Origin of the sequence: Mesorhizobium sp. M1338 (assembly GCF_040318045.1) — a bacterium.
Classification (GTDB): domain Bacteria; phylum Pseudomonadota; class Alphaproteobacteria; order Rhizobiales; family Rhizobiaceae; genus Mesorhizobium.
In genome coordinates this window covers 120270-146098 of record NZ_JAMYLL010000007.1, presented here as the reverse complement: position 1 = coordinate 146098, position 25829 = coordinate 120270, and the positions used below count along the sequence as shown (strand labels likewise).

The 25829-nt window shown below is 63.8% G+C and carries 29 protein-coding genes and 1 pseudogene; 12 read left to right on the top strand and 18 right to left on the bottom strand.

The window, feature by feature from the left end:
- The first annotated feature begins 8 nt into the window (after positions 1 to 8).
- From NKH19_RS09910 to NKH19_RS09900, 3 genes are all read left to right on the top strand, one after another.
- On the top strand, positions 9 to 359 hold the full coding sequence (locus tag NKH19_RS09910) for a VOC family protein (protein WP_352866457.1): 351 nt from the start codon (positions 9 to 11) through the stop codon (positions 357 to 359).
- A gap of 278 nt (positions 360 to 637) precedes the next feature.
- The gene (gene leuB / locus NKH19_RS09905; RefSeq protein ID WP_352982102.1) at positions 638 to 1741 is read left to right on the top strand and encodes a 3-isopropylmalate dehydrogenase; all 1104 of its coding nucleotides are present in this window, start codon (positions 638 to 640) and stop codon (positions 1739 to 1741) included.
- Positions 1742 to 1745: 4 nt separating this feature from the next.
- Complete coding sequence (locus NKH19_RS09900; protein WP_352866454.1) at positions 1746 to 2234, top strand: GNAT family N-acetyltransferase; 489 nt, start codon at positions 1746 to 1748, stop codon at positions 2232 to 2234.
- Here NKH19_RS09900 and NKH19_RS09895 read toward each other — a convergent pair.
- Positions 2224 to 2712, bottom strand: a complete 489-nt coding sequence (locus NKH19_RS09895; protein WP_352866451.1) for a DUF805 domain-containing protein — start codon at positions 2710 to 2712, stop codon at positions 2224 to 2226. The two genes, NKH19_RS09900 and NKH19_RS09895, sit on opposite strands and share 11 nt — an antisense overlap.
- A 233-nt stretch (positions 2713 to 2945) precedes the next feature.
- On the bottom strand, positions 2946 to 3662 hold the full coding sequence (locus NKH19_RS09890) for a DUF805 domain-containing protein (protein WP_352883045.1): 717 nt from the start codon (positions 3660 to 3662) through the stop codon (positions 2946 to 2948).
- A 639-nt stretch (positions 3663 to 4301) separates the two neighbouring features.
- Between NKH19_RS09890 and NKH19_RS09885 the strand changes: the two genes are divergently transcribed.
- Positions 4302 to 5222, top strand: a complete 921-nt coding sequence (locus tag NKH19_RS09885) for a glycosyltransferase (RefSeq protein WP_352866448.1) — start codon at positions 4302 to 4304, stop codon at positions 5220 to 5222.
- On the opposite strand, the gene NKH19_RS09880 is transcribed toward NKH19_RS09885, so the two are convergent.
- Positions 5219 to 7093 (bottom strand): DEAD/DEAH box helicase, encoded by a 1875-nt coding sequence (locus NKH19_RS09880; protein WP_352866447.1) that lies wholly within the window; start codon positions 7091 to 7093, stop codon positions 5219 to 5221. The two genes, NKH19_RS09885 and NKH19_RS09880, sit on opposite strands and share 4 nt — an antisense overlap.
- A gap of 432 nt (positions 7094 to 7525) precedes the next feature.
- Here NKH19_RS09880 and NKH19_RS09875 point away from each other — a divergent pair, with 432 nt between their 5' ends.
- Together NKH19_RS09875 and NKH19_RS09870 are read left to right on the top strand one after the other, a co-directional pair.
- The gene (locus tag NKH19_RS09875) at positions 7526 to 8560 is read left to right on the top strand and encodes an aspartate-semialdehyde dehydrogenase (RefSeq protein ID WP_352866444.1); all 1035 of its coding nucleotides are present in this window, start codon (positions 7526 to 7528) and stop codon (positions 8558 to 8560) included.
- 212 nt (positions 8561 to 8772) lie between these two features.
- On the top strand, positions 8773 to 9225 hold the full coding sequence (locus tag NKH19_RS09870) for a GNAT family N-acetyltransferase (protein ID WP_352866441.1): 453 nt from the start codon (positions 8773 to 8775) through the stop codon (positions 9223 to 9225).
- Between the two features lie 119 nt (positions 9226 to 9344).
- Here NKH19_RS09870 and NKH19_RS09865 read toward each other — a convergent pair.
- Positions 9345 to 9743, bottom strand: a pseudogene (locus tag NKH19_RS09865) (ACT domain-containing protein); the annotation flags it as partial.
- A 185-nt stretch (positions 9744 to 9928) separates the two neighbouring features.
- Here NKH19_RS09865 and NKH19_RS09860 point away from each other — a divergent pair.
- Positions 9929 to 10834: a bestrophin family protein gene (locus tag NKH19_RS09860; RefSeq protein ID WP_352866438.1), complete on the top strand. Its 906-nt coding sequence runs from the start codon at positions 9929 to 9931 to the stop codon at positions 10832 to 10834.
- Positions 10835 to 11132: 298 nt separating this feature from the next.
- Positions 11133 to 11396, top strand: a complete 264-nt coding sequence (locus NKH19_RS09855; protein ID WP_352866435.1) for a YMGG-like glycine zipper-containing protein — start codon at positions 11133 to 11135, stop codon at positions 11394 to 11396.
- A gap of 84 nt (positions 11397 to 11480) precedes the next feature.
- Here the strand turns inward: NKH19_RS09855 and rpsP are convergent, their stop codons facing one another.
- From rpsP to NKH19_RS09820, 7 genes are all read right to left on the bottom strand, one after another.
- Positions 11481 to 11882, bottom strand: coding sequence for a 30S ribosomal protein S16 (gene rpsP / locus NKH19_RS09850; RefSeq protein ID WP_352866432.1), 402 nt, complete (start codon positions 11880 to 11882; stop codon positions 11481 to 11483).
- 53 nt (positions 11883 to 11935) lie between these two features.
- Entirely contained in the window at positions 11936 to 12277 is a 342-nt protein-coding gene (locus NKH19_RS09845) for a chorismate mutase (protein ID WP_352866429.1), read from the bottom strand.
- Between the two features lie 7 nt (positions 12278 to 12284).
- Positions 12285 to 13874 carry a signal recognition particle protein gene (gene ffh, locus NKH19_RS09840; RefSeq protein WP_352866427.1) on the bottom strand — a complete coding sequence of 530 codons (1590 nt, stop codon included), beginning with the start codon at positions 13872 to 13874 and terminating at the stop codon, positions 12285 to 12287.
- A gap of 286 nt (positions 13875 to 14160) precedes the next feature.
- Positions 14161 to 15117, bottom strand: a complete 957-nt coding sequence (locus NKH19_RS09835) for a CPBP family intramembrane glutamic endopeptidase (protein ID WP_352866424.1) — start codon at positions 15115 to 15117, stop codon at positions 14161 to 14163.
- Positions 15118 to 15405: 288 nt separating this feature from the next.
- Positions 15406 to 16005, bottom strand: coding sequence for a DUF1236 domain-containing protein (locus NKH19_RS09830; RefSeq protein ID WP_352866422.1), 600 nt, complete (start codon positions 16003 to 16005; stop codon positions 15406 to 15408).
- A 62-nt stretch (positions 16006 to 16067) separates the two neighbouring features.
- On the bottom strand, positions 16068 to 17165 hold the full coding sequence (locus NKH19_RS09825) for a zinc-binding metallopeptidase family protein (RefSeq protein WP_352866419.1): 1098 nt from the start codon (positions 17163 to 17165) through the stop codon (positions 16068 to 16070).
- 84 nt (positions 17166 to 17249) lie between these two features.
- On the bottom strand, positions 17250 to 17390 hold the full coding sequence (locus tag NKH19_RS09820) for a hypothetical protein (RefSeq protein WP_352866416.1): 141 nt from the start codon (positions 17388 to 17390) through the stop codon (positions 17250 to 17252).
- A gap of 95 nt (positions 17391 to 17485) precedes the next feature.
- Here NKH19_RS09820 and NKH19_RS09815 point away from each other — a divergent pair, with 95 nt between their 5' ends.
- Positions 17486 to 18286, top strand: a complete 801-nt coding sequence (locus NKH19_RS09815) for a lytic murein transglycosylase (protein ID WP_352866414.1) — start codon at positions 17486 to 17488, stop codon at positions 18284 to 18286.
- 144 nt (positions 18287 to 18430) lie between these two features.
- Here NKH19_RS09815 and NKH19_RS09810 read toward each other — a convergent pair whose 3' ends face one another.
- Positions 18431 to 19654 (bottom strand): argininosuccinate synthase, encoded by a 1224-nt coding sequence (locus NKH19_RS09810; RefSeq protein ID WP_352866412.1) that lies wholly within the window; start codon positions 19652 to 19654, stop codon positions 18431 to 18433.
- Positions 19655 to 19857: 203 nt separating this feature from the next.
- On the opposite strand from NKH19_RS09810, the gene NKH19_RS09805 reads away from it, so the two are divergent.
- Positions 19858 to 20499 carry a LysE family translocator gene (locus NKH19_RS09805; RefSeq protein WP_023758943.1) on the top strand — a complete coding sequence of 214 codons (642 nt, stop codon included), beginning with the start codon at positions 19858 to 19860 and terminating at the stop codon, positions 20497 to 20499.
- On the opposite strand, the gene NKH19_RS09800 is transcribed toward NKH19_RS09805, so the two are convergent.
- From NKH19_RS09800 to rlmN, 3 genes are read right to left on the bottom strand one after another with little or no spacing between them, the layout of a single operon-like run.
- Complete coding sequence (locus tag NKH19_RS09800; protein WP_352866409.1) at positions 20471 to 20950, bottom strand: hypothetical protein; 480 nt, start codon at positions 20948 to 20950, stop codon at positions 20471 to 20473. The two genes, NKH19_RS09805 and NKH19_RS09800, sit on opposite strands and share 29 nt — an antisense overlap.
- Positions 20947 to 21426: a hypothetical protein gene (locus tag NKH19_RS09795; protein WP_352866407.1), complete on the bottom strand. Its 480-nt coding sequence runs from the start codon at positions 21424 to 21426 to the stop codon at positions 20947 to 20949. The genes NKH19_RS09800 and NKH19_RS09795 overlap by 4 nt, the downstream gene beginning before the upstream one ends.
- Positions 21423 to 22658: a dual-specificity RNA methyltransferase RlmN gene (gene rlmN / locus NKH19_RS09790; protein ID WP_352866404.1), complete on the bottom strand. Its 1236-nt coding sequence runs from the start codon at positions 22656 to 22658 to the stop codon at positions 21423 to 21425. Before rlmN ends, NKH19_RS09795 begins: the two co-directional genes overlap by 4 nt.
- Before the next feature lie 271 nt (positions 22659 to 22929).
- Between rlmN and NKH19_RS09785 the strand changes: the two genes are divergently transcribed.
- Positions 22930 to 23229, top strand: a complete 300-nt coding sequence (locus NKH19_RS09785; protein ID WP_352866402.1) for a hypothetical protein — start codon at positions 22930 to 22932, stop codon at positions 23227 to 23229.
- A gap of 214 nt (positions 23230 to 23443) precedes the next feature.
- Here the strand turns inward: NKH19_RS09785 and NKH19_RS09780 are convergent, their stop codons facing one another.
- Positions 23444 to 23947, bottom strand: coding sequence for an invasion associated locus B family protein (locus NKH19_RS09780; RefSeq protein ID WP_352866399.1), 504 nt, complete (start codon positions 23945 to 23947; stop codon positions 23444 to 23446).
- 356 nt (positions 23948 to 24303) lie between these two features.
- Between NKH19_RS09780 and NKH19_RS09775 the strand changes: the two genes are divergently transcribed.
- Positions 24304 to 24918 carry a methyltransferase family protein gene (locus tag NKH19_RS09775; protein ID WP_352866397.1) on the top strand — a complete coding sequence of 205 codons (615 nt, stop codon included), beginning with the start codon at positions 24304 to 24306 and terminating at the stop codon, positions 24916 to 24918.
- Positions 24919 to 24966: 48 nt separating this feature from the next.
- On the opposite strand, the gene NKH19_RS09770 is transcribed toward NKH19_RS09775, so the two are convergent.
- Complete coding sequence (locus NKH19_RS09770) at positions 24967 to 25329, bottom strand: YkvA family protein (RefSeq protein WP_352866394.1); 363 nt, start codon at positions 25327 to 25329, stop codon at positions 24967 to 24969.
- A gap of 150 nt (positions 25330 to 25479) precedes the next feature.
- Positions 25480 to 25776: a 4a-hydroxytetrahydrobiopterin dehydratase gene (locus tag NKH19_RS09765; protein ID WP_352866391.1), complete on the bottom strand. Its 297-nt coding sequence runs from the start codon at positions 25774 to 25776 to the stop codon at positions 25480 to 25482.
- Positions 25777 to 25829 lie beyond the last annotated feature (53 nt).

The following is a 25829-nucleotide window of genomic DNA, read 5'->3' as shown; positions in this document are numbered from 1 at the left end:
GCGGGCGGATGAAAGTCCGGCGTATCGTCGCCAACATCGAGACACCTGATATCGCCGCGGCGAAGCGCTTCTACCAGGACGTGCTCGGCCTCGATGTGCTCATGGATCTTGGCTGGATCGCCACCTACGGTTCCGATGAAAAGATGCAGGTGCAGGTCAGCTTCATGGCGCAAGGCGGCTCCGGCACGCCGGTGCCGGATCTCTCGATCGAGGTCGACGATGTCGATGCGGCGCTCAATGCCATGAAGACCGCCGGCTTCGTCATCGAATACGGACCGGCCGACGAGCCCTGGGGCGTGCGGCGCTTCTATGTGCGCGATCCGTTCGGCCGGCTGGTCAACATTCTCTCGCATCGGTAGCCGGGCCACAGGACTCCCCGACGCTGGCGGGACAGCACCCCCCTCTGTCCTGCCGGACATCTCCCCCGCAAGGGGGGAGATTGGCAGTTTCGTCGTCCTACCCATTTCCACGCCAACGATTGGCGAAGGCCGAAGTAACATTCGATCTCCCCCCTTGCGGGGGAGATGCCCGGCAGGGCAGAGGGGGGTGTGAAGGATCTCGGCGCTCGTCCCCTTGCGCACGGGCCGCCTGGCGTTTAGCAAGGCCGCGGTTCAAATTCTTTCTGGGACGGTTCTCCATGGCAACGAAGCATCTTTTCCTGCTCCCCGGCGACGGCATCGGTCCGGAGGCCATGGCCGAGGTCAAGAAACTGATCGCTGTCATGAACGACAAGCTCGGCAGCGATTTTTCCACTGACGAGGGCCTGGTCGGCGGCTGCGCCTATGATGCGCATGGCGCGGCGATCTCCGACGCCGATATGGCAAAGGCAATAGCGGCCGACGCGGTGCTGTTCGGCGCCGTCGGCGGTCCGAAATGGGACGCGGTGCCTTACGAGGTGCGCCCCGAAGCCGGCCTGCTGCGCCTGCGCAAGGACATGGAGCTGTTCGCCAATCTGCGCCCGGCCATCTGCTATCCAGCACTTGCGGCGTCCTCCTCGCTCAAGCAGGAGGTGGTCGAAGGTCTCGACATCTTGATCGTGCGCGAGCTGACCGGCGGCGTCTATTTCGGCGAGCCGAAGCAGATCATCGATCTCGGCAATGGCCAGAAGCGCGGCATCGACACGCAGGTTTACGACACGTTCGAGATCGAGCGCATTTCGGGCGTCGCCTTCGAACTCGCACGCACCCGCAAGAACCACGTCACCTCGATGGAAAAGCGCAATGTGATGAAGTCGGGCGTGCTGTGGAACGAAGTCGTCACCCAGACCCACAAGGCGCGCTATTCAGACGTCAAGCTCGACCACATGCTGGCCGATGCCGGCGGCATGCAGCTGGTGCGCTGGCCGAAGCAGTTCGACGTCATCGTCACCGACAATCTGTTCGGCGACATGCTGTCCGACATCGCCGCCATGCTGACCGGCTCGATCGGCATGCTGCCGTCGGCCTCGCTCGGCGCGCCTGATGTGAAGACCAAGAAGCGCAAGGCGCTGTACGAGCCGGTGCACGGCTCGGCGCCCGACATTGCCGGCAAGGGCATTGCCAACCCGATCGCCATGATCGCCTCCTTCGCCATGTGCCTGCGCTATTCCTTCGGCATGGTTGATGAGGCCGACCGTGTCGAAGGCGCGATCGCCGCCGTGCTCGACGCAGGCCTGCGCACCAAGGATATTTTCTCTCCCGGCATGACCGAGGTCGGCACCGTTGAGATGGGCGACGCGATCATCGCCAGGTTCCTGGGCTGATCCTATGGCGGTCGACGTCCGCTGGGCGACGATCGAGGACGCCGCGGCACTCGCGGCCATACTGTGCGAGATGGCGGAGCATTACCGGCAGCCGCCTCTCGATGCCGACCGGGCCCTATCTGCTGCACGCAAATGGCTTGGTGAGGAAAGCCCGGCCTATCCGCATTTCGCGCTCGCCTTCGTCGACGGCGGGGTCAGCGGCTTGGCGTCGGTGGCGATCGCACATCCAGGTATCGATCTTGAGCGGCTGCTGTTCCTCAAGGACCTGTTCGTGCGCGACAACATCCGCAACGCCGGCGTCGGCCGAGCGCTGATCGGCTTTCTCGCAGATCATTGCCTCAGCCACGGTATTGGCCGTATCGACCTGACCACCGAAGATTGGAACGAGGGCGCGTTGCGTTTTTACGAGCGGCTCGGCGCCCAACGCCACGGCCAGAAGGTATTTCTCAGGCTTTCGAACGACGACTTGAAGGCGATCGCCCCTAGACCCTGACGCCTGCCGGCACCTGGCCCCAGGGGTTTTCGCCCACCTGGGACTCGATCAGCCCGAAGACCAACAAGACCGCTTCGCCGATAACTGGGATGAAGCAGATCAAGACAAGCCAGCCACTCAGGCCGATGTCGTGAAGACGCCGCACGGTAAGCGCGATCCACGGCAGGCCGAATGCCAGGAGGAAGACAATGGCGGGTAGGAATCCGATCGACGTCCTGCCCGCATTGATGCCGAAGCCGTTGATGGCCAGATTGACGAGTATCCCGAAGCCAGGCAGCGTCACCAGCACAAGATTAAAGCATAGCCAAAAGGCCCAGAATTCCTTGCGGCGGGCGCGTCCGTTGAAATTGAAATAGTTCAGGCTCACCGTGTTCCGGAAGTATGCCCACAGTCCCGTGGAACGAGTGGACCGGTTTTCGTCGGTACGGCCGAGCTGGCCGCCGGGGGGTGACGAGATCGTGGTCGAACTCACGGCCACGTAACGATCTGAATCAGGGGGCGGCCCTCGTCAGCGGCACCCTCGTCGAATTCCAGCCGGATGACGGCACGGCGCGCAATAACGGACGAAGAACGCTTGCCGTCGACTCCATTGATGTAGCCGTAGTCCTGATCCTTCGTAGTGAAGCACCGCGCCCTGCATGCCCTACCCCCATCCATGCCGCGATGAGAATACTATCCAGGGTTGCGGTAGACTGCAATATGCACGCCAGATTAAACTCGGACGCCCGTGGGCACCGGCCCCCACTGGTTTTCCCGTGCCTGCGTCGGGATCAGCGCGAAGACCAGGATGATCAGGCTGCCGATGGTCGGGATGAGCACCACCAGGTAAAGCCAGCCCGAAAGCCCGATGTCATGGATGCGGCGGACGGTCATGCCGAGGCTGGGCAGGAGGGTCACCAGCACGAAGGTGCCGCAAAGGCCAACGGTTACAGCCGCCGACACGCTGCTGTCGAAATTGCCCATTTCGTTGTCGGCGAAAAGGCCGATACCGCCGATGATCAGCAGCGAGACCACCCAGAACAGGAAATAGCCCCAATATTCCTTGCGGCGGGCCCGGCCGGCGAAATTGAAATAGTTCTGCGTCACGCCGCGCCAGAAATAGCCCCAGAGATCGGTGGGCTCGGCTGGCTCTGATGAGCGGCCGAAATGCCGCGCCTGGAAAGCGGAAGCTGCCGGTGCGTTGCCGGCTTGAGTCGATGCGGTGTTGATTCCGGCCTTCGGGGTCGGGGCCTCGGTGACGGTCTGGGCGCCAATCGAAAAGACGTCGCGCGCCTGGCCGCCACCTGGCTGGAACTCGACGACCGTGCCCTTGGGCATGGCGGTTTGCCGGCGCAGGCTCTCGCGGGTGAAGGTATAGCGGTTGCCATCGGCTCCGGTGATGAAGCCAAAAGCCTGCTCCTCGTCATAATGAAGCACTTCGCCGCGCATAGGCCACCCCTCTCGCCACGTCCCGGCCAAGGTGTGGCACACTGCCGAGCCGATGGGCAAGACCGGGCAACATGGCTACCGTCTAGGCGGCAAATGAAGCATAAGACATCAAGTGCAACCGCCTTCGCCAAAGGCAGACCCAAAAGCAGATAATGACAGTCGAGCGTTCCGATGCCAGCGTCGTGACTGAGGACAAAGAGGTCACAAGGCCTCCGAGACTGGCCATCGATGCCACCGGCCTGATGTTCTGGCCGCCCGGCGAGGGTCTGGCAGGCATCCCACGGGTGGAAAGCTTTCTCATCAACGCGGCCCTGGCCGATCCCGACCCTCGCGTGGAGGTGGTGGCGTTCAGGTCGGGCCGGTTTCGGCCTCTGGCGCCTTTCGAACAGGAGCATGTCGCGACGGGCGAGATCTCGCCTTGGCGCGTCAAAAAATGGCCGGGAAGACGCATAGCGCTATCGGAAGCTTTCGAGGCGGTGAGGCAATATCCGTGGGGCAAGCGCGATACCGACCGTCACCTTGCCAGGACGGTGACCAACGGCAGGAAGGGAATTGGGTTCCAAGCGACAAGGCTGCTGATCTTCGCCTATCGCCTGTACCGGCGGGTCGGGTTGGGCTTGCGACTGGAGGCTGAGCCCCTTGCCGCGCGGGGCGGAGCCGGGTCCGGTGCTCATCAGCCATCACATCCTGACCTCGGAAGACCGATCCGCCGTCTCGGGTGGCGCCGGCGACGTTGCTTTCCTTTGCCACGATCTCATCCCGGCATTGCGCCCGGACCTGCTCGGTGCGGGCACGCGCGAGACCCGCTTCGGATCCTATCTCGAGCACCTCGTCCGCTCCGGCGCGCCGGCGTTTTGCGCCTCCGACGAAGTCGGTGCCACGCTGACCGATCATATGCGCAAAGCCGGAATCGCCGCGCCGGTCGTGTATCGTTTTCCAATGCCCTCCATCCTGCACGAGACGGCATCGCGCGCCGGCAAGACTTCGCGCATCGAAGTCGCCGAGCCGTTCGTGCTCTATTGCTCGACCATCGAAGTCCGCAAGAACCACATCCTGCTGGCGCGGATCTGGCAGCAGGCGCTTGACGAAGGCGTCAAGCTGCCGAGGCTCGTCTGCGCCGGGCGCTGGGGCTGGATGATCGAGCCGCTGCGCGCTTTTCTCAAGGCCCATCCCAAGCTGCTCGAGCAAGTCACGTTCACCGGGCTGATCAGCGATGAGGAGCTCATCCGATACTATCGCAGCGCCTCTTTCGGCGTCTTTCCTTCGCATATCGAAGGCTGGGGCTATGGAGCCTCCGAATGCCTCGACTTCGGCATTCCTGTCATCGTCTCGACGGCGCCGTCGCTGATCGAGGCGAGCGGCGGCCTGATGCCGGCAATCGATTCGCAGGACCAGCAAGGCTGGTATGCGGCGATCCGCAAGATGGCGGAGGACCATGCGTGGCGTTCCTCGCTGGTGGGGCGCATCGCCCAAAACCATCGGCCAACACCGGCGACGGCAAGCTGGGCCGCCATCAAGGCAGGCCTGCAGGCCAGCGCGTCCCGCCGATCAAGGTTTTAGGAAGGCCGCTTCTTCGCCTTCTTGTGCTTTGGCGCGCCTGTGTTGTCGAATTTCGGCTTGCCCGGGTTTTTCGCCCACGGCTTTGCCTCATGCGCGGTCGCCGGACGCTGATCGGCTGAGGCCGGTGCGCGTTTCTCGAATTTCCGCTTCGGCGCGGTTGGGTCGAACGTTCCTTTGCCGCGATGTGGTTTCTTGTCGGGGCTCGGAGCCTGGTAGCCCGCGCGCGACAGGTCGGGCTGGCCGTCCAACCGCTTCACCAGAACGTTGCCTTGCAATTTGCGGTCGGGACCGATCGCGGCCAGGAAGCGGTCGGCCCAGTCGGCGGCGATCTGCACGAAGGTCTCTTCCGGTTGCATCTTGATGGCGCCGATCTCGCGCTTGCTAATGCTGCCGGTGCGGCACAGCATCGGGATCAGCCAGCGCGGTTCGGCATTCTGCCGGCGCCCGATCGACAGCGAGAACCAGACGCTGGCGCCGAAATCGTCGCGGCGGCTGGGTGCCTCGTCGCGGCCTGCGAAACCTTCGCCCGCCGGTCTTTCACGCGATGGCGTGAACGGCGCGATTTCCATGAGATCCTCGGGCGCCGAGCGGCTGGCGCGGCACTGGCGCACGAAGGCGGCGGCCACCTGTTCGGCGCCATGTTTGGCGAGCAGCGCGTCGATGAAGCCGCGCTCGTCCTCCTTCACCGGTTCGTCGAAGACCGGATCGGCAATGATGCGTTCGTCGTCGCGCCGTATCACGTCGTCGGCCGAGGGGGGGCTCGCCCACGTCGCCTTGAGGCCGGCGTTCTGCAACAGCCGTTCGGTGCGCTTGCGGGCGCTGTTGGGCACGATCAGCGCGCTGACGCCCTTGCGCCCGGCGCGGCCGGTGCGGCCGCTGCGGTGCAGCAGCGTTTCCGGGTTGGTCGGCAGGTCGGCGTGGATGACCAGTTCGAGGTTGGGCAGGTCGATGCCGCGCGCCGCCACATCGGTGGCGATGCAGACCTTTGCGCGGCCGTCGCGCATGGCCTGCAACGCGTGGCTGCGTTCGTTCTGGCTGAGCTCGCCGGACAGTGCGACAACAGAGAAGTTGCGGTTGTTGAAGCGCGCGGTCAGATGATTGACGGCGGCACGTGTGTTGCAGAACACCAGCGCGTTCTTCGCCTCATAGAAACGCAGCACGTTGATGATGGCGTTTTCCCGGTCGGGCTGGGCGACGCTCAGCGCCCGGTATTCGATGTCGAGATGCTGCTTTTCCTCGCCGGCGGCCGAAATGCGCACGGCATCGCGCTGGTACCCTTGCGCGAGCGTGGCGATGGAACGCGGCACGGTGGCCGAGAACATCAGCGTGCGGCGCTCGGCGGGTGCGGCGTCGAGGATGAATTCGAGGTCCTCGCGAAAGCCGAGGTCGAGCATCTCGTCGGCCTCGTCGAGCACCACCGCCTTGAGCGCCGACATGTCGAGCGAGCGCCGCGTGATGTGGTCGCGCAGCCGGCCGGGCGTGCCGACGACGATATGGGCGCCGCGCTCCAGCACACGCCGCTCCGAGCGCATGTCCATGCCGCCGACGCAGGACGCCACCGTGGCGCCGGTCAGCTCGTAGAGCCATTCCAGCTCGCGCGTCACCTGCAGCGCCAGTTCGCGCGTCGGCGCCACGGCCAGCGCCAGCGGTGCCGCGGCGTGGCCAAAGCGCTCCGCGCCGTCAAGCAAGGTCGGCGCCAAGGCAAGGCCGAAGGCTACCGTCTTGCCGGAGCCGGTCTGTGCCGACACCAGCGCATCGGCTTGGCCGAGTTCGGGGGCAACAACCGCCTTTTGTACCGGCGTCAGCTCGGAATAGCCGCGTTTTTCCAGCGCCCTGGCAAGCGCTGGGACAAGTGCTTCGAAGTTGGACATCTTACTCTTTCGGAATTTAGGGTCTGCGCTCATCATGGAGCACATGCCGGGGCCGACCTCGCGCCAGCCAAAACAATCTTGCTCGTTCGTACTTCGCGCAGCCGCCATTGTACAGGGTGCGCGGGAAACCGAGGTCGCTCGGCAATTGACTCTTGACGCAAACCGCGTAAAAGCCGGCACCGAACAGGATAGTTTCGATGCGCGGCCTTTTGATGGCGGTTCTTGCATTCGACCTCCCTGGCCGCAATGCACACCATTGGGCCGGGCGCGTCGGCGCGTCTCCCCGTTCCAGCAAAACTATGGCCAAAACCACCAAAACGGTGTGATTCCCTTGGCCTAACCACCCTCTCCCGGGTCCGGCCCGGGGGACGGAACCCGCACCGGCCGGCGGGTTTCTCCAAAAACCAAGCGGAGAGGGACAGGAGATTTCTAATGAGTTTCAAGGTAGCGATCGTCGGCGCCACGGGCAATGTGGGCCGGGAAATGCTCAACATACTGGAAGAGCGCGGCTTTCCGGTAAGCGAAGTCGTGGCGCTGGCCTCGCGGCGCAGCCAAGGCACCGAAGTGTCGTTCGGCGACCGCACGCTGAAGGTCAAGTCGCTCGACCAGCATGATTTTTCCGACACCGACATCTGCATCATGTCGGCCGGCGGCAACGTCTCCAAGGAATGGTCGCCGAAGATCGGCAAGCAGGGCTGCGTCGTCATCGATAATTCGTCGGCCTTCCGCTACGACCAGGACGTGCCGCTGATCGTGCCGGAAGTGAACCCGGATGCGATCTCGCTGTTCACGCGCAAGAACATCATCGCCAACCCGAACTGCTCGACGGCGCAGCTCGTCGTGGCGCTGAAGCCGCTGCACGATTTCGCCACCATCAAGCGCGTCGTCGTCGCCACCTATCAGTCGGTGTCGGGGGCCGGAAAGGAAGGCATGGACGAGCTGTTCACGCAGACGCGCGCCGTGTTCGTCGCCGATGGCGTCGAGGTCAAGAAGTTCACCAAGCGCATCGCCTTCAACGTCATCCCGCATATCGATGTCTTCCTCGACGACGGTTCCACCAAGGAAGAGTGGAAGATGGTCGCCGAGACCAAGAAGATGCTCGACCCCAAGATCAAGCTGACGGCGACCTGCGTGCGCGTGCCGGTGTTCATCGGCCATTCGGAAGCGGTCAACATCGAGTTCGAAAAGCCGATCACCGCCGACGAGGCGCGCGATATCCTGCGCGAGGCGCCGGGTTGCCAGGTCTTGGACAAGCGCGAGGACGGCGGCTACATCACGCCGCTGGAATCGGCCGGCGAGGACGCCACCTTCATCTCGCGCATCCGCGAGGATTCGACCATCGACAACGGTCTGTCGATGTGGATCGTCTCCGACAATTTGCGCAAGGGCGCGGCGCTGAACGCGGTGCAGATCGCCGAGCTGCTGGTCGAGCGTGGCCTGATCCAGCCGAAGAAGAAGGCGGCTTAATCTCGTTCACGGGCTCGGCCTTCGGCCGATTCGCTTTCGCTCACGGGCCGTATCGCCGCTGCCGCGGCTGGCCCTCCGCGAGGGCGCCGGAAAGCCGGCGGCCCGCGGTCGCGGGCTCGGCCTTCGGCCGTTAGCCCCCTTCTCCCGTTCACGGGGAGAAGGTCCCGGCAGGGGGATGAGGGGCAGCACCGCCCTTTATTGAGAAGCGTTTTATGAACGATCCCGTCAAGGTCTTCCTGCGTCCGGCCACTGGATCGGACGCCGCCGCCATCGCCCGGCTCATGCGGGCAGCGCTTGGCTCATTCGACTGGATGCCGGTCATCCATACACCGACCGAAGACCTCGCCTTCATCCGCGACGTCGTCCTGCCACGGCAGCAAGTGACGGTCGCCAAAGCTGGCAAGGCCACTGTCGGCTTCATTGCCGTCAGCGGCGAATGGGTGGAGCAGCTTTATCTCGATCCCGCCTGGACGGGGCATGGCATCGGCAGCCGATTGCTAATGGACGCGACCGCTGCGTTGGCGGTCGTGAAACTGCATTGCTTCCAAGCCAACACCGGCGCCCGACGCTTCTACGAGCGCCATGGTTTTCGCGCGGAGTCCTTCGGCGACGGCACCGGCAACGAAGAAGGCTTGCCGGACATTCTGTATGTCTGCAGGTACTGATCAAACATGCGTATGCTCTAATTTGGATCGAGCAAGGCATCGAGATGATCGCTCTCCGATGACATACGGCCGCTTGCGATTGCCTCAACATCCTCGCGCTGTAAATCCTTGGTCGCGAATGATTGCCTGGCTAGTTCCCGTAACAGCTCCATCGCCTCCTCCGCCCGCTCGGCCGGGACGAACAGATGGTCGTGGTAGAAGGCCGAGACCGGATTTACGCCCATGCCGGCCGCGGCGAGCCGCGTGGTGATGGCGGCGAGGAAGCCGACCGCTTCCAGCGACGAATGAATGTTCAGCGTCACCATACGGCAGCGGAAGGAAGCGGTCAGGCCGGCTGTGCTGGCCGCCTCCTCGGCCACGATCAGCGTCACGCCCTCGCGCTCGCGGAACACCATCACCGGCTCGAGGCCTTCCGGCTGAGCGAGGTCAGGCGCCGGCCTAACGAAGACATAGGTGCCGGCGAGCAGTTCCGGCGTCATCGATGCCAGCAGTGTCTTCAGATCGGTTTCGCCGGTCATTCGTCTTCTCTCGTCCATAGAAAAGGGCCGCAGCCCGTGCTCCTCAATATCCGCGACCGGCGGGTGCCGATAGTCCGCGTGCTGCACAGGCGACATGGCTATGTCGCTGGCGGCCGGGCTTGCGGACCTGTTGCGTCGCACAATAAAGCAGCTGAGGACCAGCGCCGGTCCGCGAAAGGCCTTTGATGATCGTCCGCCCGCGTCCACGCCTTCTGCACCTGTTCTTCATCATGCGCGGCTCGGTGGTGCCGCGCATCCTGCCGCAGATCCTTGGCTTTGCGGCCTATGGCGCGCTGGTGGTGGTGATTACGCGGGCGCTGAAGCTCGACTTCGGCAATGCCGGCACCGCGCCATTCGCACTGCTCGGCGTGGCATTGTCGATCTATCTCGGTTTCCGCAACAACGCCGCCTACGACCGCTGGTGGGAGGCGCGCAAACTGTGGGGCCAGCTCGTCTTCGACATCCGCAACCTGGCACGCGCCTCCGCCGGGCTGGTCGACGACCGGACGGAATTGCGCGGCCTGCTGATGGAGGCGATCGCCTTCTGCCACTTTCTGCGCGGTCTGCTCAGGCGCGTCGACGCGGCGCCGCAGGCCCGCGCTTTCATCGGTGACGAAACCGAGATCGTCGCCAAGGCAGCCAACGCACCGGACGCAATGGTGCGTGGCATGGGCCGCCGCATCGCCGCGCTGCGCAAGGCCGGCGCGATCGATGCGATCGGCTACCGCATCCTCGACGAGCGCCTGTCGGAAATCGCCGCCGCGCAGGCCGGATGCGAGCGCATCATGGGAACACCCTTGCCGTTCGCCTATACGCTGCTTCTGCAGCGCACCGCCTATATCTTCTGCCTGCTCTTGCCCTTCGGGCTGGTCTCCGCCGCCGGCTGGGCGACGCCGCTGTTCACGGCGCTGATCGCCTACACCTTCTTCGGCCTCGATGCGCTTTCGGAAGAACTCGAGGATCCGTTCGGCACCGAGGCCAACGACCTCGCCCTCGACGGCCTGTGCCGCGTCTGCGAGATCTCGGTGTTCGAGGCGCTGGGCGAGACCCCGCCGAAAATGCTAACGGCCGAGAAGTTCTATTTTTCGTAGGTGCCCGGCATGGACGGCACTCCCCTCGGAGATTGGCCGAGACGCCCCTCTCTCGTCATCCTAGGATCTGCGCCGCGTCGCTGTCTGCGCGACCCACGAGTGCGCGCGCTGATCCCGTTCAGCCGATAGACCGATGTCCCGCACGACGTCCACAGCCTGGGCCGGGCGCAATCCGAGCACCGCCCCTGCTGGAAGCCTGAATCCCCTTGCCGGCAATCTCTTTGGGATCAAATCGCCCAGTTGCGAGTTAGATATTGGCTTGGCGGCGGAGGCGGCTCCTAGCTGGAGAGGAACGACAATGAAGAAAACGATGCTTTTGATGGCCCTGCTGGTGCCGCTCGCCGCTTGTTCACAAACGGAAAAGGGCGCGGCTGTCGGCGGATTGGGTGGCGCTGCCGTCGGCGCCGCGGTCGCTGGCGATCCGGTTGAAGGCGCCGTCGTCGGTGGCGCTGTCGGCGCCGTGGCCGGTGCGTTGATCGGCCGGGCGAGCGAACCTGGCGAATGCCGCTACCGTGATCGTTATGGCCGCGTCTACGTCGACCGCTGCCCGAGCGGCTATTGATAGGGCCGCGTTCGAAAGTGAAGTCGATATAGCAAAACGGCGGGCCTTGGGCCCGCCGTTTTCCTGGATGCGATAGGGCAATATCTATTCGGCGGTAGCGGCTTCCGCCTCGGCCGGAGCCGCCGCGGCGGTCGCTGCCGCGGCAGCGGCGTCTTCCTGCGCCTTCTTAAAGAGCGAAGCGCGTTCCTGCGCCTTCTTGCCCGGCTCGGCCTTCTTCGGGTTGGAGCGGGCGTCGCGCTTGACCAGGCCGGCTTCGTCGAGGAAGCGCAGCACGCGGTCGGTCGGCTGGGCGCCATGCGCCAGCCAATGCTTGACGCGGTCGGCGTCGACCTTGACGCGTTCGCCGTCCTTGGGCAGCAGCGGGTTCCACGAGCCGATCGACTCGATGAACCGCCCGTCACGCGGCGAACGGGCGTCGGCGATGACGACGTGGTAGTAAGGACGCTTCTTCGAGCCCGCGCGGGCCAGTCGGATCTTCAAGGGCATTTCTTTTCTCCTAAAAACTCTAAGTTCGTTGATCGGGTTTCAGTTGGTTTTCATCACGCCGTTGGAAGCGGGGTCTTTGTCCCGCCGCTGCTCGAAGCGGCGATCTGTTCGTGGTGGCGGATCACTTCGCGGACGACGAAGTTGAGGAATTTTTCCGCGAAATCCGGGTCGAGATGGGCATCGTTCGCCAGCTGGCGAAGCCGGGCGATCTGCTGCTGCTCGCGCGCTGGGTCGGCCGGCGGCAGGCCATGCGTCGCCTTCAGCACGCCAACCGCCTTGGTGCAGCGGAAGCGCTCGGCCAGCATGTGGATGAGGGCCGCGTCGATGTTGTCGATCGAGGCGCGATAGTCGGCCAGGATCGTGCGTGCGTCGGCCATGTCCTTTTCTTCGTTCATGGCGTCCTCACTTCTTCTTGCCAAGGCCAGGCAGCCCGCCGCCCATTCCGGGCAGACCGGGAAGTTTCATGCCGCCGGGCAGCCCAGGCAGGCCACCGCCACCGGGAAGACCCTTCATGCCGCCAAGGCCGGATGCCTGCGCTTGCTTCTGCAAGGCTTCGAGCTGCTTGGGATCCATCTTCGACAGGTCCGGCATGCCGCCGCCCATCATGCCACCCATACCGCCCGGCATGCCGCCGAGGCCCATCTTGTTGGCGAGGCCGCCCATCATGCCGCGCATCAGGCCGCCGCCTTTGCCCTTGCCGCCCATCGCCTTCATCATGTCGGCCATGCCGCGGTGCATCTTCAGCAGCTTGTTGATTTCGGCCGCGTCGGTGCCGGAACCGGCGGCGATGCGCTTCTTGCGCGAATGCTTGAGCAGATCGGGGTTGGCGCGCTCGGCCTTGGTCATCGACGAGATGATGGCGAGCTGGCGGCCGAACATCTTATCGTCGAGACCGGCGGCCGCCATCTGGTCCTTCATCTTGCCCATGCCGGGCATCATGCCCATGATGCCGCCCATGCCGCCCATCTTCGACATCTGCTGAAGCTGGCTGGCGAGGTCGTTCAGGTCGAACTTGCCCGACTGCATCTTCTTGGCCATCGCCGCCGCCTGCTCGGCGTCGATGTTTTCAGCGGCCTTCTCGACGAGCGAGACAATGTCGCCCATGCCCAGGATGCGGTCGGCGATGCGCTTGGGGTGGAATTCCTCCAGCCCGTCCATCTTTTCGCCGGTGCCGATCAGCTTGATCGGCTTGCCGGTGACGGCGCGCATCGAAAGTGCTGCGCCGCCGCGGCCGTCGCCGTCCATGCGGGTCAGCACGAGACCGGTGATGCCGACGCGCTCGTCGAAGCTCTTGGCCAGATTGACGGCGTCCTGGCCGGTCAGCGAGTCGGCGACCAGCAAGATTTCGTGTGGGCTCGACACCTTCTTGATGTCGGCCATCTCGACCATCAGCGGCTCGTCGATATGGGTGCGGCCGGCGGTGTCGAGGATGACGACGTCGTGGCCGCCGAGCTTGGCCGCCTGCACGGCACGGCGCGCGATGTCGACCGGCGACTGACCGTCGATGATCGGCAGCGTGGCGACCTTGACCTGTTCGCCGAGCTGGCGCAGCTGCTCCTGCGCGGCGGGGCGCCGCGTGTCGAGCGAGGCCATCAGGACCTTCTTGTTCTGACGCTCGGAAAGGCGCTTGGCGATCTTGGCCGAAGTGGTCGTCTTGCCGGAACCCTGCAGGCCGACCATCATGATGACGACCGGGGCCGGGGCATTGAGATCGATGGCGACGCCCTCGGCGCCGAGCATCTCGACCAGCTCATCATGGACGATCTTGACGACCATCTGGCCGGGCTTGATCGACTTGACCACGGCGGCGCCGACGGCCTTCTCGCGCACCTTGTCGGTGAACGAGCGCACCACTTCCAGCGCTACGTCTGCCTCGAGCAGCGCACGGCGCACCTCGCGCAGCGCCGCCGAGACATCCGCCTCGGACAGGGCACCGCGGCCGGTGAGGCCGTTCAGGATCGAACCAAGACGTTCCTGTAGCGATTCAAACATTCTTTTTCCTTTTCCCAGGCAAGCGGTGCCCGAGAGGTAATGCGTTCGCGCCAAGTGTCCAAGGCTCGTGGCGAGCAAAAGCCAAAACCAAAAAGCACCCGGGGGCGCTCAGCGCTGCCGGGTGTTGGCCTCCAGGATCGATTTAAAGCACTTCACCTCGAAGAGGTTTCGGCGTCCTGGTCGGCTTGCTCGGAGGGATACTCGTCGCGGAATTCGGGGCGTGTAGACAGGAAATCGGCGCCAGAGTCAAGACAAGCGCGGTTTCGCGTTGTCCCCTGGGCTGCAATCAGGCCGAGTTTGCCTCATCCGGAACCTCGGCGGCAACCCCGAGCGGCGAGCGCGGATGTAAAAGCAGCACGATCGTCAGCAGGCTGCAGGCGATGCCGATGAAGGCGATGAGCACCGCATCAGCTGTCGTCCAGCCTGGCCCTTCGAGCGGCCTGGCATTGAACAGGGCGAAGGAATTGTAGCTCTCCTGATGCGAGATCAGCAGGAAGCCGGTCAGATTGTTGCCGAGATGAGCACCGAGGGCGGCGCCGAGATTGCCGGTGGCAAAGACGACAACCGTCAGCAGCAGCGCGAAAGCGGCGATCGAGGCGAGCACGCAGGCGTTGATCGCGGCGGATGCGCCGGGGCTCCAATGCAGCGCGGTGAACAGCAGCGCCGGCAGCAGCGCCCAGATGAACGGGCTCCTGAACCGGTTGGCGAGACCGCGCAGCAGATAGCCGCGGAACAGCACCTCTTCCGACGATGTCTGCAGCCAGGTGAGCGCGCCGATCGGGATTGCAAACAGCAGCCAGGACGACAGGCTGATTGGACCGCGCGCGATCTCGGGCTGCAAGAGATAGAGCAGGATCTCGGAGACAAGCGAGGTGATCAGCACCGCGATCAGCCCCTTGAGGAAGCCCGATCGCGACACGCGGCGGCTGACGCCGAGCAGCGCCGACAGCTTCTCGCCGTGGACCCAGCGCATGGCGATCCACAGGCCGATCCAGATGCCGGCAAAAGACGCAAGCGCGGTGAGGATGCCGAGCGGCGAGGCAAGGAACCCATGCACGCCGGATGGTGTCGCCGCACCGTCCTGCCAGGCAAAGAATGCATAGATGCCGCCGATCAGCACGGCCACCGTCGTTGCGGCCCAGAACAGGATGACGATCGCGGTTCCCAGGAACAGGCGCGGCAAGGTCGTCCGGGCGTTGGGCGAGCGCCGATAGCGTTCGAAGGCGGCCGAGTCTATCGTCACGCTGGTTCCCTGCCGAATTGATTGCCTGTTGATCTATAGCATTTCACCATTTCACGAAAACGGCGAACCGATCTAACTCTTTGTTTTGACGCAATTCCGGACGGAAAACCGCGTCACACTTTTCCTGGAATTGCTCTAGCCGAGGGCCGAGAAAATCGGAATCCATTTCGCACGGGAGCATTCGCGTCTCGGAGATCGCACGCGTCCATCGATGGCCCGCGTGGCGGCATTGCTCTGCCTGGCAGTCAGGCGACCGCTGAGGTTGCGGCCGCCTTATGCAATTCTCCGTCAGCGTACCACGTACATGATGCGCCGCGTCTGCGGGTCGATCAGCGCCCGCTGGCCGTTCACATAGACATAGCGGTAGTCGTAGTTCGGGATTTCGCGCAGCTCGACGGTGTCCGGCAAGATCGCGCCGGTCACCACCTCGCCGTCGAGATAGACTGGATCGAGGCGATGCGTGTCGACATAGGTCCGGACTTCGGCGGGAGGCGGGGGAAATTCATCGACGACCGGATCGCTGGCGATGATCGCGCCGGTATAGTCAGTCGAATAGTCGCCGATGTCGTCCGGCGGCGAGACGACAGCAACGCTGGAACGCCGTTGCGTCAGCACCACCCGGCTGCCGCCGAAATCAGCCGTCACATAGTCGGAATAGATCCAGCCCTGGCCGCCGGCCTCGGCGATGGTGCACCATTTGCTGTTTTCGACGCAGCCATTGAGTGTCGCCGACTGGCCGGCGGCAAGCACGCCGATGACAGGATATTGCGGGCCGGGCCCGGCGCGCACGTTGAGGTCGGTGACGGCGGAGACGGCGGTGTCGGCAAGCGCGGCGCCCGACATCGCGGTCAGCAGTCCCGCGACCGCGGGGAACAAAAGGGATTTCATGGGTTCTCTCCGTTTTCAAGTCCCTCGCCAGCGAAAACGGGTCAGTGGCTCATGCGTTCCCCCTAAAACGCCTGCGCCAACTCACGATTTGTTCCCTTTTCTTTCGGCAAACCGGTCAGAAGTTCGTGAACGAAGGCCAATTTCCGCGCCGTGACGTCCGAAATGACGAAGGGATAGAGGTCGGGCAGGCCCATGCAGCGGTTGATCGAATTGGAGGCTTCAGACAGCACCAGCCAGCGGGCAAGGATCTTTTCGAAAGGCTCGGGTGCGGTCGCCGGCTCCGAAGGGGCTGCCTGCGGCTCGCCGCCAGTGTCGCCCCGCGGCAAGTCGTTGGCCTCCACCGTCTCCAGCCGACCGAGCGGGAAGTTCAGCGCGTGCACCATCTCCAGAGTGTCGGTGATGTGCAGATGGTGGGCCCAGGTCTCGGCCCAATCCTCCCATGGATGCGAGGTGGCATAGGCCGAGATATGGCCTTGCTGCCAGTCGGGCGCGGCACCATTGGCATAATAGGACTTCAACGCCTGTTCGTAGTCGGGGCGCTCATCGCCAAACAGCGCACGGAAAGCTTCCAGTCTCCGCGGATCGTCGCGGATCAGGCGGTCCCAATAATAATGGCCGAACTCGTGGCGGAAATGGCCAAGCAAGGTGCGATAGTTCTCGCCCATCTCGACGCGCCGCTTCTCGCGCTCGGCTGAATCCGCCTCGGCGACGTTGAGCGTGATCAGGCCATTGTCGTGGCCGGTCAGGATGCGCTCGCCACCGGGCCCGCCGCCGATCGGATCGGCGAGGAAGTCGAAGGCCAGCCCGATCTCATCGGCGGGGTTCAGCTTGGGCGCAACCGGCAGCCCGAAGGCCAGCAGCGAATAGATGGCGCGCTTCTTCGCCGCCTCGACGCGAATCCAGCGGCGGCGGTTGCCGTCGACGGAAAGATCCGGAATCAGCTGGTTCAGCACGCAGGCGCGGCAAAACCTCCGTCCGGGCTCGGCCATCCAGTTGCAGGCGCATTCGTCGGCATTGGTGCACTGGAAGACGCCGTCGAGGTCCGACAGCGCAAAACGGGCGTGCCCGGGATCGTAGAGCACGAGGCTCCCGCAGTTCAGGCACTGGGCGTTCTCGAAATAGAGGCGGTGGCCGCAATGCGGACAGTCGAAGAGTTTCATGTCGGTCTCTAACCTTCAGAGCCAGCATATCAGGGCGGCAGGTGCCCAACGCGAACCGCCCACCGGCGTTCCCATATATCGAGGCTATTTCGCCGCAAGATGCGCACCGCCAGCAGGGCCGGTGGCTGTGGCAATACCCGCCGGACCGGCGCCGATGATCACGACATCGACGTCTTCCATTGGGCCCCTTGCCACAATAATCACTTGATCGTAGGCAAATTCCACGGCATTCGCCAGCAATGCAGCGGCGACAGTGACAAGTGCGTGTTTCGCTGGCAAGTTCGCAATTGGGACGTGATTCAGGCAACCAGGAGAACAACATGGCATTTCTTGCCAAGGGAAAGATGTTTGCAGCGACCATAGTGGTGGCGGTGCTTGCGCTGGCAACGGGCGCGCAGGCGGGGGCCAGCTGCGGCAAGACCGGCGCCGGCTTCGAGGCTTGGAAGCCGGAGTTCGCCGCGCAGGCCAAGTCCGAAGGTGTGGGCGCCAGGGGTCTGGCCGCCCTGGCTGGCGCGACCTACGCAACAAGGACGATCTCGGTCGACCGCGGCATCCACAAGGCCTTCAGCGGCTCGGTGGACGATTTCATGAAGCGCCGTGGCGGGTCCGCGATCATTTCCAAGGGCCGCGCGCTGAAGAAGGCGAATGCGGCACTGTTTTCCAAGATCGAGGCGAACTACGGCGTGTCGCCGGGTGTGTTGCTCGCCATCTGGGGCATGGAAACCGGCTTCGGTGCCTCCATGGGCAACCAGAATACGGTCTCCGCCATTCTGACGCTTGCCTATGATTGCCGCCGCCCTGAATTCTTTTATCCGCATGCCATTGCAGCCCTGAAGCTGGTTGATCGCGGGGCGTTGACAGCCTCGTCGGTCGGCGCTGCCCATGGCGAGATTGGCCACACGCAGTTCCTGCCCGGAAATGTCTTGAAGTATGGCGTCGGCGGCGGAAACCTGCGCGACAAGGCCACCGCATTGGCTTCCACCGCCAACTTCCTCAAAGGTCATGGCTGGCGTGCCGGCGCGAGCGCGAGTGCGAATTTGGGCGCGATCGCCGGCTGGAATTCCGCGAGCGTCTATCAGCAGGCCATCGCCCGCATCGCCACGGCGATCGACGGCGACTGAGAGCTGGAATCTTCGACAGGAGGCCCGGCTATGCGCCGGGCCAACTGAGGCAATCGCTTCAGTTTGAATTGGCGGGGCGTCGCCGGCGCCGACAACAGGTCCCGGCGAAGACGCTGGTTTGTTTTGAGGCGGACAGACTGAAGATCAGCTCTTGCGACTGCGCGCGGCAAGCGTCCTCAGCCGTAGCGCGTTGAGGCGGATGAAGCCGGCGGCGTCCTTCTGGTCGTAGGCGCCGCGGTCGTCCTCGAAGGTGACCAGCGCGTCGGAATAGAGCGTCTTCCTGGACTTGCGGCCGGTGACCATGACGTTGCCCTTGTAGAGCTTGAGGCGCACCGTGCCTTCGACGTCTTCCTGGCTCTTGTCGATCATCGCCTGCAGCATCAGCCGCTCGGGCGCGAACCAGAAGCCGTTGTAGATCAGCTCGGCGTAGCGCGGCATGAACTCGTCCTTGAGGTGGGCGGCACCCCGGTCGAGCGTTATCGATTCGATGGCGCGATGCGCTGCGATCAGGATGGTGCCGCCGGGCGTCTCGTAGACGCCGCGCGATTTCATGCCGACGAAACGGTTCTCGACCAGGTCGAGCCGGCCGATGCCGTTGTCGCGGCCGAGATCGTTGAGTGCCGCCAGCATGATCGCCGGCGACAGTTTCTTGCCGTCGAGCGCGATCGGGTCGCCCTTGAGGAATTCGATCTCGATCTCGGTGACCTTGTCCGGCGCGTCCATCGGCGAAACGGTGCGCTGGTGGACGAATTCCGGCGGCTCGGTCCACGGGTCTTCCAGCACCTTGCCCTCGGAAGAGGAGTGCAGCAGGTTGGCGTCGACCGAGAATGGCGCGTCGCCCTTCTTGTCCTTCGGCACCGGGATCTGGTGCTGTTCGGCGAAATTGATCAGATCGGTGCGCGACTTGAACGACCAGTCGCGCCACGGCGCGATGACCTTGATGTCGGGGTTCAGGGCGTACGCCGAGAGTTCGAAGCGAACCTGGTCGTTGCCCTTGCCGGTGGCGCCGTGCGCGATCGCGTCGGCGCCGGTCTCCCTGGCGATCTCGACCAGATGCTTGGAGATCAGCGGCCGCGCGATCGAGGTGCCGAGCAGATAGGTGCCTTCATAGACGGCATTGGCGCGGAACATCGGGAAGACGAAGTCGGCGACGAATTCCTCGCGCACGTCGACAACGCGGATATCCTTGATGCCCATCATCTCGGCCTTGCGGCGTGCCGGCTCGAGTTCGCCGCCCTGGCCGAGATCGGCGGTGAAGGTCACGACCTCGGCGCCGAGTTCGGTCTGCAGCCATTTCAGGATGATGGAGGTGTCGAGGCCGCCGGAATAGGCGAGCACGACCTTCTTGACGTCTTTGGTCTTGGACATTTGGCGGTTCCGCAACTGAGTTCTTGGCGGGCGAGGTATCACGCCGTTTCCGGGCTGCGCAAGAGATGAACGCCGTGGATCATGGCCGGGCGGCGGCCGGACAGGCGATTCAGGCGAGTTGGATCAGCGTTTCAACCACCCAGCCGCTGGCAACCACGGGCCGTATCCTCTAAAGCCTGCGTGTCCGAGCCAAGGGGCCGTCCATGTCCTTCATTCCAGACACCGCCACGCTGATCCAGTTCGCCATCGCCACCGTCATCCTGGCGATCACGCCGGGGCCGGACATGACCTTGTTCGTCTCGCGCACGCTGAGCCAGGGCCGCGCCACCGGCTTTGCCTCGATGGCCGGGGCACTGTGCGGTACGCTGATCCACACCACGCTGGTGGTGGTCGGCGTCTCGGCGCTGATCGTCGCCTCGCCGATGGCCTTCTTCGTTCTGAAGATCTTCGGCGCCGGTTATCTCGTCTTCCTGGCCTGGCAGGCGGTCACCAGGGGCTCGGCCTTTTCGCCAGAGAAGAAGACGGGTCCCGAGATTTCGCTGTTGCGCAGCTGGGCGGCGGGGCTTGGCGTCAATCTGCTCAACCCGAAGATCATCCTGTTCTTCATGACCTTCCTGCCGCAGTTCGTTTCCGCGCATGACCCGAACGCACCGGGAAAGCTGTTTTTCCTGGGCACGATGTTCATCGTGCTGGCGATCCCGGTGACCGTGCCGATGGTGCTGGCGGCGGAAAAGTTCTCGGCGGCGATGAAAGCCAGCCCGCGCGTCACGCGGGTGGTCGATTATCTCTTCGCCGGCGTTTTTTCGGCCTTTGCGCTCAAGATCCTGACGGCCCAGGCGAAGTAGGGGCGTTCTCGTCCCTCCACCAGCTGCCGGCCCAGCGCCCGGCGCTGAGCCAGTAGAAGATGCCGCCGACCATGCCGCCGCCAATCACCGCCATGATGGCGCTGGTATCGGCAAGCGCGAAGGCATCGCCGGAATGGTCGACGAGGCCGAGGAAGACGGCCGCAACCACGGCGCCCGCCAGCGCATAGAACAGCCAGTCGCGCCGGCCTAGGATTTCGGCGACCAGGATGACGACGCAAGCCGGCATCAGCGCGAAATAGGCGACGAACAGGGCGACGAAGGGAATTGAGAAATACAGCGAAGCCGTCGCCGTCGGCTGTGCGTGCTCCGGCGTGTAGCCCAGCGATGCCAGGAACAGGACGTTGAGGAACGCGCTCGCCGCCAGCGAGGCGACGGCGTAGCCGAACAGGATAACGGCGAAGCGGACGAGATAGCCGACAAGACGGGTCATCCCAAATCTTGGCCCAAATCTTGGCCCAAATCTCGGCCCAAATCCCAGCGCATGCCGGACTTGCGTCCAGCCAGAAGCCAGTAGACCGAACCGGCGGCAATGCCGGCCGTGGCCAGGAAACCGAGAAAGCCCGGATTGAAAACAAAGCTGCCGGCCGAGCGCGGCATGGATACGCCAAAGGCGATGGACGTGATCGCGCCCGTGGCGGCAAAATAGAACCATCCCCGAAGCGAAAATCGTTCGGCGACAAAGAGCGCGGGGCCGACGATCAACAATGCACCGATCATCACGGTCAGCACGGCGAGCGGGAAGGAGCCCAGCCAGTCGAAGGCGAAGATGATGGACCAGTTGCCGTCTTCTATACCTTCCAGAAGAGCGATCAGCAGTACGGGGACCAGGATCGAGGTCAGCACAGCGGCGAAATAGCCGACCGCCATCATGGCGAGGCGCTTCAGCCAGGCGAGGCGGCGGCTCACGCCTCGCCGTGCCCCGCGATCATCATGGCCTCCAGGGCCAGCCGGTCGACCTTGCGCATGCGCTCGGAGTCGGACTTGAGCTGGCCGCAGGCGGCGAGGATGTCGCGGCCGCGCGGCGTGCGGATCGGCGAGGCATAGCCGGCATTGTTGATGTAGTCGGCGAATTTCTCGATCGTCTCCCAGTCCGAGCACTGGTAGTTGGTGCCCGGCCACGGGTTGAACGGGATCAGGTTGATCTTGGCCGGAATGCCCTTGAGCAGCTTGATCAGGCCCTTGGCGTCCTCGATGGAATCGTTGACGTCCTTCAGCATCACATATTCGAAGGTGATGCGCTTGGCGTTCGACAGGCCGGGGTAGGCGCGGCAGGCGGCGATCAGGTCCTTCAGCGGATACTTCTTGTTGATCGGCACCAGGAGGTCGCGCAGATCGTCATTGGTGGCGTGCAGCGAGATCGCCAGCATGACGCCGATCTCCTCGCCGGTGCGGAAAATTTCCGGCACGACGCCGGAGGTCGAGAGCGTGATGCGCCGCTTGGACAGCGACAGGCCATCGCCGTCGGAGGCGATCAGCAGGGCCTTCTTCACCGCTTCGAAATTGTAGAGCGGCTCGCCCATGCCCATCATCACGACGTTGGAGACTTTACGGCCCTCGGCGGGCACGATGGCGCCGTCGGGCGTGTCGCGGTCGGGAAAATCGCCGAGCCGGTCGCGGGCGGTGAGCAACTGGGCGAGGATTTCCTCGGCGGTCAGATTGCGCACCAGCTTCTGCGTGCCGGTGTGGCAGAACGAGCAGGTCAGCGTGCAGCCGACCTGCGAGGAGATGCAGAGCGTGCCGCGGCCTTCCTCGGGAATATAGACGGTCTCGATCTCGACCGGCCGGCCGGCACCGCGCGGCGGAAAGCGGAACAGCCATTTGCGCGTGCCGTCCGAAGAAATCTGTTCCTCGACGATCTCGGGCCTGGCGATGGTGAAGTGCTTGTCCAGTTCGGCGCGCAAATCCTTGGAGATGTTGAACATGCCGGCAAAGTCGGAGACACCGCGCACATACATCCAGTGCCAGAGCTGCTGGGCCCTCATCTTGGCTTGGCGCTCCGGCACGGTGCCCGAAGCGACGAGAGCCTCGCCGAGCTCAGCGCGCGTCAGGCCGATCAGCGACAGCTTTTCGGGCGGCGCTGTACGGGCACGCAACGCGTCACGGGCGCCTTCGGTGGTGAGGTCGAATGAAAGGGTCATGGTTGCACTGATATAAGCGGTTTGCGGCCGATTTCACGCATCGTGCCGGACATGAAGCGCGGCGCATAGCACAGGTTGGAGGCAGAGTCATGCGGTGGGAATGCAAACCATGGATGCCGGCCGACGGTCCGCCATTCCGATCTGGCAACCTTGTCCTGTCCCTCCCACTGCACGGGGAGCGATCACATCATCGTGTTTGCGTAACGATTCCCATCGCGCCGTCGAAATCCGAAGGGGGCAACTATGCCTCTACAAAATGGGAGTACGCAGAATGAACTCTATCAAGCTAGCCCTCATTGCCGGCCTCGTCGGTGTTTCCGCCTCACAGGCATTTGCCGAAGACGCGATGGGCACAATGACCATGATGAAGGGTGGAGAAGTGATGGCGATCATGCCGGACGGGCATATGGGCACCATGATGCCGGATGCAAAGACGAGCGCCGAGATGATGAAGATGGCAAAGCCAATCAAGCACTGCATGATGATGATGACTGACGCCAAGGGCAAAGCCTTCATGATCGATACGTCGACCAAGAAAGCTCAGGCCGAATGTGAAAAAATGGCCATGTAAGACTGAACCCGTCAAGATCGAGATCCGCCGGCACACGCCGGCGGGTCATTCCGATACGGGTCCAACTCCCCCGCCGGGCCTTTTGATCCCCGTTACCATCATTTGACCGGTGCGGTCCGGCGGCGAAGGGCCACGCTGGAATCAAACGCCAATGCCCGGCCTCCGGGAGGCGAACTTCGCTATTGCGCCATAGACTATCGGGGTGGGCGCCAGCCTATTTGCACTTGGCGATCGATGTCAGCGCCGCCGAAATGCCCTTCAGCGAGAAGACATAGGAGGTCGGGTTGCCGCGGCCGGACTTCGCCGTCACCTTCATGTCGGTGCCGGTCTTCATGGCGGCGATCAGCACCGGTTCCTCGGCGGCATTCTCGACCCAGGCCGACTTGCCGCGCGTGAACATCGAGAACGACTTCTTGTCGATGGTGACGGTGGCCTTGGAGCCTTCCTGGAAATTGTAGCCGGCGATGAATTGCGGCTCGTAGGACACTTGCTGGCCGGGCCGCTGGCTGACGAAGAAGAACATGTCGCCATGGTCGAGCGTCGGCGGCTGCTTGTCGGTCGGCACGGTCAGGACATAGCAGACCTTGCCGCCCGATGCCTGGTAGCTGTAGGTGCCCCAGGCATTGTGCTGGCCGATCTTGGTCGCCGACTGCGCCAATGCCGGCGCTGCCGTGGCGACCAGGACCAGGCTCGAAACTATAGCAATCAATCCGCGCATCGTTTTTCCCGTATTCCAAAGGTGCGGCGGCAGGCCGGCTCGGCGTCCTGCCCGTCGCTTCATTTTGATTTAATCTGGGTTACCAAACGGTGAATTTCCTTTGAGAAAGGAACCCCACCCCGAGGAAACCGCCGCCATTTCGCGCGCCGCCGCCTTGCGAGCGGGTGGCGCGACGTCCCTTTGGTGACTTGGAGGCCACGAAAGCGGCAAGAGTTTGACTTTTCAAAACCAGCCCCCGCAGCCATCCTGGCTTCCGAAACACGTGACGAATTTCCCTCCAAGCGGTAGGATGCCTGCGTTCGCTTCCAAGGCGCTCGGCCGGGCGCCTCATTGGTGGCGTATGGGAGATTTCGGTTATGGCCATTTCCGAGACGGTCCTGATCCTGGCGGGCGGCACTGTCGTCTTGTTGATCGTGTTCGGCATTCGTGTTGCCATGCGGGCGATGGCCGGCGGCGCTGCGGCGGTGCCGCGATCGGATGGCGGGGAGGCTGCAGGCGGATCGGGCGCGCCCGACGTGGCTGGGGTCATCGCGCTGCCGCCTTTGATCTTTCTCGGCTTCCTGGCGGCGGCAGCGGTCCTCGAGGCCGTCGTTCCACTCCCGACTCTGGCTGTGCAGTCGCCCGTCCGCTATCTGGGCGGAGCCGTGCTCGCGGCGTGCGGCTTCGGTATCATCTTCATGGCGGCGGGGCGCTTTCACGCCGCTGGCACCAATATTCCACCGACCCTGCCGACGACGGCGCTGGTCGTCGACGGCATCTACCGGCGAACCAGGAATCCGTTTTATCTGGGAACGACCCTCGTCTACTTGGGCCTAGGCGTCGCGGCGGGAAGTTTTTGGGCCATCGCGCTGATCGTCCCGCTGCTGTGGGTGATCAATACCGGCGTCATTGCGCGGGAAGAGCACTATCTGGAGCGGAAATTCGGCGATGCGTATGGTGCCTACAAGGCGCGGGTGCGGCGGTGGATTTGATCGGCCGCAACCGCCCGAGTCTCGGGCCACTCTTTGCCCCGCGCCGGCTCAGCCCTTGTCGGCGATGGCGTCCTTGGCGGCCTGCCGGTGCGCCGGGGTGATGTGGGCACTGACGGCGGTGATCGCGGCGGTGAGCACGGCGATGTCGTCGGTGAAGCCAAGCCCGAGGACGAAGTCGGGGATGACATCCACCGGCAGCACGAAATAGCCGAGCGCGGCCAGCAGAATGCCCTTGGCGCGCAGCGGCGTGTTCTTGTCCATGGCGCAGTAATAGGAGGCCACGACCTCTTCCATGAAGGGGATCTGCCGCGCGGCCTTCTTGACCGTCCGCCAGAATTTCTCGCGCACTTCGTTCTCGTCGCCGAGCTTGCCGCCGAAGCCGAAGAAATCAAAACCGGATTGTCGCGCCATCAATGTCTCCTTGCAGGGCCCATGCGCAAGCCAGCGCATGCCCGCGAGCGAAAATGTGGTGAAACCCGACCCCGGCTGCAAGATGCCGGCGCCGATTTGGGTTTGCCGCCGTATCGTGGACGTCGCAAACGCCCTGGGCGATAGCGGGCGTCAGCCGCCGGCAAAGCGGTTCATCTTCTTGGCCAGATCGATATCGAGCGCGGTCACACCGCCGGCATCGTGGGTGTTCAGCGTCACGTCGACGGTCTTGTAGACATTCGACCAGTCGGGATGATGGTCCATCTTCTCGGCGGCGAGCGCGACGCGGGTCATGAAGGCGAAAGCCTCGGAGAAATTCGCGAAGGTGAATGTGCGGTTGATGGAGGCACCATCCGCAGCCGGTGCCCAGCCTTCGAGCCCGACCAACGCCGCGGCGATTGCGTCCTTGCCCAGTTTTTCTCTCGTCATGTCAGCTTCCCGTGCTATTTCGACTGAGAGACTGTTTGGAACCCTGGCGAGTT